The 10,739-nt window shown below is 72.3% G+C and carries 9 protein-coding genes; all 9 read right to left on the bottom strand.

Annotated features, from left to right (window positions below; all coding sequences use genetic code 11):
• Positions 1 to 17 precede the first annotated feature (17 nt).
• Positions 18 to 230, bottom strand: a complete 213-nt coding sequence (locus tag U5640_RS43660; protein ID WP_340384810.1) for an MbtH family protein — start codon at positions 228 to 230, stop codon at positions 18 to 20.
• 47 nt (positions 231 to 277) lie between these two features.
• The gene (locus U5640_RS43655) at positions 278 to 2,092 is read right to left on the bottom strand and encodes a non-ribosomal peptide synthetase (RefSeq protein WP_340384808.1); all 1,815 of its coding nucleotides are present in this window, start codon (positions 2,090 to 2,092) and stop codon (positions 278 to 280) included.
• A gap of 54 nt (positions 2,093 to 2,146) precedes the next feature.
• Entirely contained in the window at positions 2,147 to 5,554 is a 3,408-nt protein-coding gene (locus tag U5640_RS43650) for an amino acid adenylation domain-containing protein (RefSeq protein ID WP_340384806.1), read from the bottom strand.
• 111 nt (positions 5,555 to 5,665) lie between these two features.
• Entirely contained in the window at positions 5,666 to 6,484 is an 819-nt protein-coding gene (locus U5640_RS43645; protein WP_340384804.1) for an SDR family oxidoreductase, read from the bottom strand.
• Between the two features lie 11 nt (positions 6,485 to 6,495).
• Complete coding sequence (locus tag U5640_RS43640) at positions 6,496 to 7,596, bottom strand: M20/M25/M40 family metallo-hydrolase (protein ID WP_340384802.1); 1,101 nt, start codon at positions 7,594 to 7,596, stop codon at positions 6,496 to 6,498.
• Entirely contained in the window at positions 7,593 to 8,414 is an 822-nt protein-coding gene (locus U5640_RS43635) for a [LysW]-aminoadipate kinase (RefSeq protein ID WP_340384801.1), read from the bottom strand. The genes U5640_RS43640 and U5640_RS43635 overlap by 4 nt, the downstream gene beginning before the upstream one ends.
• A 14-nt stretch (positions 8,415 to 8,428) precedes the next feature.
• Complete coding sequence (gene argC / locus U5640_RS43630) at positions 8,429 to 9,409, bottom strand: N-acetyl-gamma-glutamyl-phosphate reductase (protein ID WP_340384800.1); 981 nt, start codon at positions 9,407 to 9,409, stop codon at positions 8,429 to 8,431.
• A complete protein-coding gene (locus U5640_RS43625; RefSeq protein ID WP_340384799.1) occupies positions 9,406 to 10,254 on the bottom strand; it encodes a RimK family alpha-L-glutamate ligase in 849 nt (282 codons plus the stop codon). Before U5640_RS43625 ends, argC begins: the two co-directional genes overlap by 4 nt.
• A gap of 5 nt (positions 10,255 to 10,259) precedes the next feature.
• Positions 10,260 to 10,436, bottom strand: coding sequence for a lysine biosynthesis protein LysW (locus U5640_RS43620; RefSeq protein ID WP_340384798.1), 177 nt, complete (start codon positions 10,434 to 10,436; stop codon positions 10,260 to 10,262).
• Positions 10,437 to 10,739: the final 303 nt, after the last annotated feature.

The following is a 10,739-nucleotide window of genomic DNA, read 5'->3' as shown; positions in this document are numbered from 1 at the left end:
GTTCCCGTCCGTGTCGTTCACGCCGATGCGCCGTTCGGCCCGAGCCGCTCGCGCAGGCTGCGCGGACGCATGTCCGTCCAGACCTCGGCGATGTGCTCGAGGCAGAGTTCCTTGGGACCGTCGAATCCGGTCTGCGACCAGCCCCGCGGGATCTCGCGGTCCGTGGGCCAGATCGAGTACTGCTCCTCGGCGTTGACGACCACGCGGTAGTGCTGTTCGTCGTCGGCCATGTGCGCCACCTTCCAAGGGTGTTGGGTGATCCGGGGACTGACGGACGTCAGGCACGGGCGCGCCGCACGATCGGCGGCAGCCGATCGGTCCGACCGCCCCGGTCGCCGGTGCGGACGCGCTCGGCGAGGTCGGTGAGGGTCTCGGCCGCCATCAGTTCCTCCATGCGGAGGCGGACGCCGAAGCGTTCCTCGATCCGGGTCCGGAGCTGGGCGGCGAGCAGCGAATCACCGCCGAGCTCGAAGAAGTTGTCGTCCGCGCCGACCCGCTCCACGGCGAGCAGGTCGGCGACGAGGACCGCCAGCCCCAGGGCCGGTTCGCCGCGCGGCTCGCGGTACGGGCGCGAGGGGCGCCAGGTTCGCCAGTCGGCGGGGGGCAGGGCCCGGCGGTCGATCTTGTCGGAGGTGTTCACCGGCAGCCGGTCCATCAGGACGTACGCCACCGGGACCATGAAGTCCTGGAGGTGGCGGGCGGCGTGCGCGCGCAGCTCGCGCAGCCCCACCGGTTCGTCGGTCACCAGGCAGGCGACCAGGTGGTGCTGCCCGTCCTCCGGCACCCCGACCACGCACACCTGCGTGACGTGAGGGTGCCGGCCGAGCGCCCACTCGACCTCGCCGACCTCCACCCGGTGGCCGCGGATCTTCACCACGTCGTCGATGCGGCCCCGGTGTTCCAGAACGCCGTCGGGCCGCAGCCGGCCGGCGTCACCGGTGCGGTAGAGGCGCGTGCCGGGGGCTCCGTACGGGTGGGGACGGAACTTGTCGGCTGTCAGAGCCGGGTTGCCGAGGTACCCCAGAGACAGCGCGGGCGAGTCCACCCACACCTCGCCGATGGCGCCGGGGGCGACCGGGGTGAGGTCCTCCTCCAGCAGGTGCACGGTGACGCCGGGCACGGGCCGCCCGACCGGTGGAGGCGCGGCCCGGTCGGCGGCGGTGGCGGTGGCGGGGGTACGGCGGTCCTCCCAGGGATACAGGGAGTTGGCGATCTGGAACGCCTCCAGCGAGCCGTAGGAGACCGCCACCTCGAACGGCAGACCGGCGGGGGCCCAGCCGTTGAGCTTGTCGCCGCCGAGGGACATCAGGCGCAGCGCGGTGTCGGCGGGCCAGTCCAGGCACTGGAGGGTCTCGCCGACCGGGGTGATGACGAAGGTCTGGGTGATCCGGTTCTCCAGCAGCCAGGCGCGCAGGGCCGGCGGGGAGGCGACCGTCTCGGGTTCGGCGATGTGGATGGCGGCGCCGGCCCACAGCAGCATGCACACCTCGTGGACGGCGATGCCCGCGCCGGCGGGGGCGAGCCAGGAGCCCCGGTCCGCCGAGGTGGTGCGGTTGACGGCGACGCCGGTGGAGACTCCGTGGGTGAGCCAGCGGTGCTGGGCCAGCACTATCTTGGGACGACCGGACGAGCCGGAGGTGTGCATCGCGAAGGCGAGATCGTCCAGACGGATCCGAACACCCGGGTCACCGGGTTCGCCCGGGTCGGCGGCGACGTCGTCGACCCACAGGACCGGCGCCTTCCCGGGCGGGTCACCGCCCTCACGGGCGCCGGTCAGCACCACGGTCGGAGCGGCGGTGTCGATGGCCCGGGCGGTGCGTTCGGCGGGGGCCTTGGGATCGAGGGACATGCAGACCGCGCCGAGCTTGAGCACCGCGAGCATGCCGACCACCCATTCGACGGACCGGCCGAGGTGGATACCGACCACGCAGCCGCGGTGAACGCCGTGGGCAGCCAGCCGGGCGGCCAGCACATTGGCCCGGCGGTTGAGTTCGCGGTAGTCGAGCCGCTCGTCACCCCGCGTGATCGCGGCAGCATGCGGCCGGGTCCGGGCGTGCTCCTCGACCATCGCCGGTACGGTCCGTGATTCCATAGCGCGTGCTCCCTCGGTCGGCAGGAATGGCGGGGGCGCGGGAGGGGTCCCGGGTCAGGAAGAGCCGTCGTCCAGTACGGCGAGCATGGCGTCGATCTCTGCCTCGGACAGTCCGTCGATCCAGTCCTCGCCCCGGACGGCGAGTCCGTCGGCCGGTGCGCGGCCCGCCTCGTCGAGGGCGTCGGCCATCTCCTGCAGCCCCGGCCGCAGGAACAGCGTCTCCATCGGGATCTCCACGCCGAGCTCGGTGTGGATGCGCGAGACGAGCTGGACCACCATCAGGGAGTGTCCGCCGAGCTGGAAGAAGTTGTCTTCGGCACCGATGCCGCGGCTGCCGGTGCCCAGCACGTCGGCCCAGATCGCGGCCAGTGCCTCGGCGGTCGGCCCCTCGGGCGGGGTGATCGGCTCGTGTACGCGCTCCTCCTCCCGGCGCAGCGCCACGAGCGCCCGTTCGTCGAGCTTTCCGTTCCGGGTCAGGGGCAGCTCAGCGACCACCAGCACGACGGCCGGGACCATCCACTCCGGCAGGCTGCGCAGCAGAGCGCGGCGCACCCGAGTGGGAGTCAGGTCGACACCGTCGACGGGGACCACGCAGGCGAGCAGGGTCTTCCCCCGCAACCGGTCATCGGTGACGAAGACCGCGCCGCCGGCCACCTCGTCCAGGCGGAGCAGCGCGGAGCGGATCTCGCCGAGTTCGATCCGGTGGCCCCGGATCTTGTACTGCTGGTCGGCGCGGCCGAGGTGGACGAGTTCGCCGTCGCGCCGGCGCATCGCGAGGTCTCCGGAGCGGTACATCCGGGCGCCGGGAACCGGGCTGTGGGGGTCGGGCAGCATCCGGGCGGCGGTCTGTGCGGGCGCACCCTGGTAGCACAGTGCCACTCCCCCGCCGCCGACGAAGATCTCCCCGGGCAGTCCGTCGGGCACCGGCCGCAGTTCGTCGTCGAGCAGGTACAGGGACAGATGAGGCAGCGGTCGACCGATCGGGGAGGCGGTCCCGGCGGTGTCCGCGGTGGTGATCGGGCGGAGGGTGACGTGCACGGTGGTCTCGGTGATGCCGTACATGTTCACCAGTCGGGGCCGCCGGTCACCGAAGGCGGTGAACCAGTCGGCGAGTGCCGCGGGGTCGAGTGCCTCACCGCCGAAGACGACCGTACGCAGCGCGGGCGGGACATGCCGGGCAGCGACCGCCACCGCGGCCAGCTGGTAGAACGCGGACGGGGTCTGGCTGAGCACGCTCACGCCCTCGCGGCCGAGCAGCTCCAGGAAGGCGTCAGGGGCGCGGCTGGTCCAGTGAGGAACGACGACCACCCGCCCGCCGTACAGCAGGGCGCCCCACAGTTCCCAGACCGAGAAGTCGAAGGCGTACGAGTGGAACAGCGTCCACACGTCGTCCGGGCCGGGGTCGAACGCCTTCTCCGTCGCGGCGAACAGGCGCAGCACGTTGCCGTGGGTCACCACGACGCCCTTGGGCGCGCCGGTCGATCCCGAGGTGTGGATCACGTAGGCGGGATGGCCGGGACCGGTCCGCGCGGGCGGTGGCGTCACGGGGGCGTCGGCGAGTGGTGCGTTCTCCCAGTCGACGGCGAGGGCGGCCGGGGCCGATTCGGGCAGGCGGTCGGCCAGTCCTCGGCTGTGGACGACGACAGGTACGGCACAGTCGGCGAGTTGACGCGCCGTGCGCTCGGCAGGATTGTCGGGATCGATCGGCAGATAGGCGGCGCCCGAGGCAAGCACGCCGAGCACCGCAGCGACCAGGTCACAGCTTCGGTCCATCAACAGACCGACGACAGTGCCGGGACCGACACCCCGCTCCCCCAGCACATGCGCGAGCCGGTTGGCGCGTGCGTCGAGTTCCCGGTAGGTGAGGGAGCCCCGCTCGTCGCTGACGGCGAGGGCATGCGGGCGCTGCTCGGCCTGTGCCCGGAACCGTTCGTGCAGGGTGCCGGTGACCTGCTGGGCCTCCGGCTCCGGGCCGCGGATCACGGCGGCCTGTTCCTCGGGGCCGAGCAGCGCGATGGTGGCAAGCGGGCGATCGGGTTCCGCGACGGCGGAGGTGAGGAGCCGGACGGTCCAGCGGGCGAGGTCGGCGACCGTACCCGGGTCGAACAGCTCGTCGTCGTACGGCAGGTAGCCGATCACCCGGTCGTCCTCGCACCACAGCTCGGCCATGAGGTCGAAGTGGGTGGCGCCGCCGTCCAGATCGGCGAACCCGACGTCGAGGCCGGGCAGTCGCGGTGGGGTCGGGGCGGCGTCACGGAGGCTGAAGGAGGTCTGGAAGACGGGGGTGACACCGGGGACCCGATCCGGCTGGAGTTCACGCACCAGCATGTCGAAGGGCAGGTCCTGGTGGGCCAGGGCGCCGGTGAAGGTGTCCCGGGTACGGCGGATCAGCTCGCGCAGCGAGGGGCGTCCGTCCAGCCGGACACGGATCGGCAGCCAGTTGAGGAAGTACCCGACCATCCGTTGTGCTTCCGCGCCGAGGCGGCCGGCCACGGGCACCCCCACCACGAGGTCGCCCTGGCGGGTGAAGCGGGCCAATGCGGCAATGTAGCAGGCCAGGAAGGCCACGTTGAGCGTGGTGTCGTTCTCCTGCGCGAGTGCGCGCAGGCCGGCCACCGGCTCGGGCGGGAATTCCACCCGGTGGAAACGGCCCCGGCTGCCCCGGACCGCCGGCCGAGGACGGTCCGCGGGCAGTTGGAGGATGTCCGGTGGATCGTCCAACTGGTCTTGCCAGTAGTCCAGTTGACGCTTCAGTCGCGTACTGTCGAGCGTCTGCCGCTGCCAGTACGCGAAGTCGGGATAGTGCAGATCCAGCGGCTGCGTCCGGTCGGGCGCACCACGCTCGACGCTGTACGCCTCGCCCAGGTCGGCCAGCAGGATGCCCAGCGACCAGTAGTCGGACACGATGTGATGCTGGACCAGCAGCAGCAGATGGTCGTCGTCGGCGAGGCGGTACAGGCGGCAGCGCAGCAGCGGCCCGGTGGCCAGGTCGAAGGGCTCGGCGAGGGCGGCAGAGGCGCGTTCCCGGGCGGCGTGTTCGGGGTCGGCCTCCGCGCTGCAGTCCTCGACGGCCAAGGGCGTGTCCATCGCCTCGAGGACGACCTGGTACGGGCCGTCCGCTCCGGCGCGGAACACCGTCCGCAGAGCCTCGTGGCGCGCGGTGACCCGGGCCAGCGCGCCGCGCAGCGCCCCGACGTCCAGCGAGCCGCGCAGACGCAGCGCGGTCGGCACATGGAAGATCTCGCGCCGGGTGAGCAGCTCGTTCATGAACCACAGCCGCTCCTGCTCGAAGGAGACGGGGACCTCGACGACGGCAGCCGGCCGTCTGCGCACACCGGGCGCGTCGTCCGTCCCGTCCTGCGCCAGGAGACGCAGGACGAGTTCTCGCCGTTCGGGTGCCAGAGCGGCGAGCCGCCTCTCCAGCGCCTCGTCGAGGCGCACGTCGTCCGGTTCGCCGGTCATCCCCCACTCCTTTCGGTTCTGTGCCCGCTGTGCCGAACCGCTCCGAGCGCACGCGTCTCGCGCTGCCGCACGGCACCCCGGCGCCGAAGGGCCCGGATGCCGCATCCTGCTTCACCGCGCGGTGAAGCCCCCGTCCACCGTCAGGGTGCTGCCGGTGGTGCCGGCCGACTCCGGGCCGGCCAGCCAGAGGCAGGCCGCCGAGACCTCCTCGGCCGACACCAGCCGGCCGATCGGGTGGTACGAGGTGGAACTGCGCTCGTAGTCCTCCAGCGAGGCGCCCATGCCCGCGGCCACCGCGGCGGTGCTGGAGGTCTCCGCACGGTCCCCGGCGGCGACCGTGCTCGGGCAGACCGCGTTCACCCGGATGCCGAGCCGCCCGTACTCGAGGGCGAGCGCCTTGGTCAGGCCGATCACCCCGTGCTTCGAGGCGACGTAGCTGGAGTACATCTCGTAGGCGACCAGCCCGCCCACCGAGGCGGTGTTGACGATGGATCCGGAGCGCTGGGCGACCATGGCCGGGAGCACCGCCCGGCAGCACCGCCAGGTGCCGTGGAGGTTGACGTCCACCACCAGCGTCCAGTCCTCCTCGCTGAGTTCGTGCGCACGCACGCCGCCGGGAGCGAGCAGGCCGGCATTGTTGAGCAGGATGTCGATCCGGCCGAACTCGTCGAGTCCGGCGGCGACTGCCGCGTCCACGGCGGCCTGCTCGCGGACGTCGGCGACGGCGGTCACCACCCGTGCGCCCAGGCGGCGGCATGCGGAAGCGGTCTCCTCCAGTTCCCGGCGGCCCGCCAGCGGGTAGGGCCCCTCCTCCTGGCAGCGGTCCATCAGCAGCAGGTCCGCGCCCTCCCGGGCGAACAGCAGCGCGTGCGAGCGGCCGAGCCCCCGCGCCGCGCCGGTGATCGCGGCGATCCGTCCCTCAATGCGCATCCGTGTCCCCCTCAGCCCGCTCCACGCCCGGAGGTCCCCGTGCCGACCGTCGCCGTCGCGCGCAGCAGTCCACCCAGCCGGGCGAGTGCCGTGTCCAGGACGGCGACGGCGCGAGTGAGGTCCGCCACCGCGATGTGTTCGTCGCTGGTGTGGTCGAGATGGGCGTCACCCGGGCCGTACGCGGCCATCGGGACGTTCCACTCGTCCACCACGTTCATGTCGGAAGTGCCCGCCTTCAGCTTCAGCACGGGGGTGCCGCCCTGGGCACGCACGGCGGCGCGCAAGGCCCGGGCAACGGGGTCGCCGGGGGGTCTGCGGACCGCGGGGACCCGCTCGTCGAAGACGGTGACGCCGGCGGAGTGAAGGCCCAAGTGCCGTTCGAACAGGTCGAAGTCGAAGCCGGGCGGCACCCGGCAGGTCAGCAGGGCCTCGGCATGGCCGAGGTCGCCGCGCACATCGACCAGGGTGGCGGCGGCGGTGCCGAAGGAGACCGGATCGGTGCCGTTCGACTGCCGCCGCAGATGCTCCCGGACCAGGTCGCAGAAGGCAACGGCGTCCTCCACGGCGGTCGGTTCGGGACTGCTGGTGTGCAGGAGCGGCTTGTCGACCCGGTATTCCACGCCGACCCGGCCCTTGTAGCCGAGGCAGACTCCGTCCCAGCCGCTCGGTTCGCCGATGATGACGGCGTCCGGGGCGGGCAGGGTGTCGAGCAGATGCCGGGCGCCGCGGGAACCGGGGACCTCTTCGCCGACCGCGCCGACCACGTGCGCGCGGACCGCGCCGGCCCTGGCGGCGGCGACGATCATCGCCGCGAGCGGTCCCTTGGCGTCCACCGCGCCCCGCCCGTACAGCAGGCTGCCGATCCGCAGGGCCGGAACGGTGCCGGGGACGGTGTCGAGGTGGCCGAGGAGCAGCACGGTGGGCGCGCCCGCCGGTCCGGCGACACCGTGCGCGTTGCCGACGGCGTCGACCCAGGCGGTCATGCCGAGCGCGGTCATCCGCTCGGCCAGGAACGCGGCGAGTCGGGCCTCGCTGCCGGAGACCGAGGGGATGGAGAGCATGGCGCGCAGCAGCTGTACGGTTTCCTCCTCGGCGGGATCGCTGGGCGTCATCCGAGCTCCTCTCCGGGGCCGGCGAACGCCGTGCCGCCGCCGGCGAGGGCGGTCCGCACCGGCCGGGAGGCGTGGCCCTGGGCGATGACGACCCGGCTGACGCCCGCCCGGCGAGCGCGGGCGGCGGCCCGGACCTTGTGGCGCATACGGCCGGTGACCCCGGCGGGCACCTCGGGTCCGCAGGGCAGCCGTGCGATGAGGCTGCCGGGGTCGGCGGGGTCGGCCAGCACCCCGGGCGCGTCGGTGAGCAGGACGAGGGCGGTGGCGGGCAGCGTTTCGGCGAGCGCGGCGGCGACCTGGTCGGAGTCGACGTTGAGGAGGCGTCCCGCGGAATCGGCGGCGGGCGGGGACACCACGGGGACCAGCCCTTGCGCCAGCAGGGCGCGCAGGATGTCGGGCCGGACCTCGGTGACCCGGCCCGAGCGGTCGTCGCGCAGCAGCCGGGTCCGGCCGTTCTCCACGGTGCGGATGACTGCCTTGCGTTCGGCGGTCAGCAACGCCCCGTCGGCACCGCAGAGTCCCGCGGCGGGGATCCCGCGCGTGCGCAGACCATGGATGAGCGCGGGTTTGACCCGTCCCAACAGGGCCATCGCCAGTACGTCGAGGGCCGCGTCGTCGGTGCGCCGGCCCCGGGTGCCGTCGGGCGAGGTGACCGTGCGGACCGGCAGTCCCAGCTGGCCGGACAGCCGGTCGGCCTCGGCACCGCCGCCGTGCACCACCACCAGGCCCTGGCCGCGCGCGGCCAGGGCCGCGAGATCGTCCAGGGCGGGGCCGGGGTCCATGCCTCCGCCGAGCTTCACGACGAGTAACTCGTCCATATCCGTTCCTCCCCCTACACCGGATGCAGGCCGGGGAAGTCGACCCCCGCGGACTCGGGAAAGCCCATGGCCACGTTCAGGCTCTGTACGGCACCGCCCGCGGCGCCCTTGACCAGGTTGTCCAGTGCCGAGACCACCACGACCCGGCCGCCGTCCGTGTCGAGGTCGAAACCGATGTCGGTGAAGTTGGAGCCGGTGAGGAACTGCGGGTCGGGCAGCCGGTGCAGTCCGGCCCGTCGGGCGACCAGTCGGAGAAAGGGTTCCCTGCCGTAGCGCCGGCGGTACAGCTCCCACAGTTCGCCGTGGGTGACAGGACCGGCGGGACGGACATGGGCGATCACCTGCGCACCGCGCACCAGCGGAACGGCGGTGACCGTCATCCTGGCCCGCAGCCCGGTGAGGCGGTTGATCTCCGCCTCGTGGCGATGGCCGGTGGCCCGGTAGATCCGCAGAGCGTGCTGCCGCTCGGCGTGGTGGGTTCCCTCACTGGGCGTGGTTCCCGAGCCGCTGGAGCCGGTGCGTGCGTCGACGAGCACGTCGCCGTCCACCAGACCGGCCTCGGCGAGCGGGCGCAGCCCGAGCACGGCGGCGGTGGCCATGCACCCGGGCACACTGATCCGCTCCGCCCCGGCCAGTTCCGCTCGATGCAGTTCGGGCAGCCCGGGGACGAATCCCTCGGACTCCACGTCCCCGGGGTCGCGAAAGTCCCGTCCGAGATCGACCAGCACACCCGCGGTGCCCGCCAGTCGGGGGAGCAGTTTGCGGGCCTCGCCGGCAGGCAGGGCGGTGAACAGCACGTCCACCGGCTCCAGTCGCTCCGGGTCGGTGAACCGGGGGGCGGGCACGTGCCGCAGGTTGGGGTGGACCGCGCCGATCCGGCTGCCGGCGTGCCGACGGGATGTGGCCTGGACGAGTTCGAGGCGGGGGTGGCCGAGGATCAGGCGCACCAGCTCTCCGCCGACGTAGCCGGCAGCCCCGAGAACGGACACCCTCATGCGGTCAGCTCCAAGGCGTGATCGATCATCAGATCGGCGAGTCGCAGTGTGGGGTGTGCCTCGGCCAGGCCGTGGAACTCCACACCGCCGTTGACCTCGAGCACCACCCGTCGGCCGGAGTCGCTCTCCAGCAGGTCGACGCCGAGGATGCCGCCGCCGACCGCGCGGGCCGCCCGCTCCGCCAGACCGGCGAGGTCGGGGTCGAGCGCGCGGGCCGAGGGCAGGGCACCCCGGGCGGTGTTGCGCACCCAGTGGTCGCCGGACCGCTCGATCGCCGCGACGGCCCGGTCCCCGACCACCAGCACCCGCAGATCGCGGCCTTGCACATACTGCTGCGCATACCCCAACTTCTGTACAGGTGAAGTGAGTTGCTCGCGCAGCCCGAAGACCGCCTCGGCCGCGTCCGGATCGTTGAGCCGGGCGACGCCGCGCCCCCAGGAGCCGACGACGGGCTTGACCACAGCCGGATATCCGACCCGTTCGACGGCTTCGGCGCCGTGCGCGGGGTCCAGGGCGACGGAGGTGGCCGGCACCGGCAGCCCGGCCCGGTGGAGGGTCAGGGTGCCGGCGATCTTGTTGTCGCACCGGTCCAGCGTGGCCACCGTGTTGAGCACGGGCACACCGACGGCCTCGCAGTAGCGGCTGACCTCCACGCGGCGGGTGGCCGCCAGGGCACGGTTGAACACGACCCGCCACGGTGGCGGCGCCGCCCCCACCCGGTAGACGAGTTGGCGATCGTCGATGTGCAGACACGGCAGCCGGCGGCGTTTCAGCGCCTCGATCAGCATGCGTTCCTCGACCCTAATTCTGGTGGCGACAATGACCAAAGGATCGGACAGCCGCACCGGGTCTACTCTCCCCAGTCCTCTTCAATCTCCGGGGCCAGCGCGAAGATCAGCGGATCAGTCGAAACGACTTCCAGGGCCACGGAACAGTCCACGCAATCAACAATTTCCGCAACCATCACACCGTCATCAAGAGCGACGGTGGACCGACACTCCGGGCACACATTGAACGTCCCACTCATCTGGACTCCCCCCGGCCCCTAAGGCCTCAACATCCGGTCGGTAAAGACCACTTGAGGATCACGGTGCGCAGTGACAGCCGTCAGTAGAACAGGTGGCTCAGGTGCCGTCAAGGTCATTGAGGGGCCCTGCGGCAGCCTTGCGCACCGTCGATCGGCCGTCTAGCCTCGCCCAGAGTGCAGGCGGAACCCATTGGCGCTCCACTCGAATCCGAGAGTCTGTCAGTGAGCCAACTCCCTTCGGTATCTGCCAGTCGTATCCACCTCATGACCGTGGTCGATCTGGTTCCGTATCTCGATAATGTC

Source organism: Streptomyces sp. SS7, from assembly GCF_037993025.1.
Lineage (GTDB): Bacteria > Actinomycetota > Actinomycetes > Streptomycetales > Streptomycetaceae > Streptomyces.
Note: the sequence above shows the minus strand (reverse complement) of the source record. Positions and strands in the feature narration are given on the sequence as shown.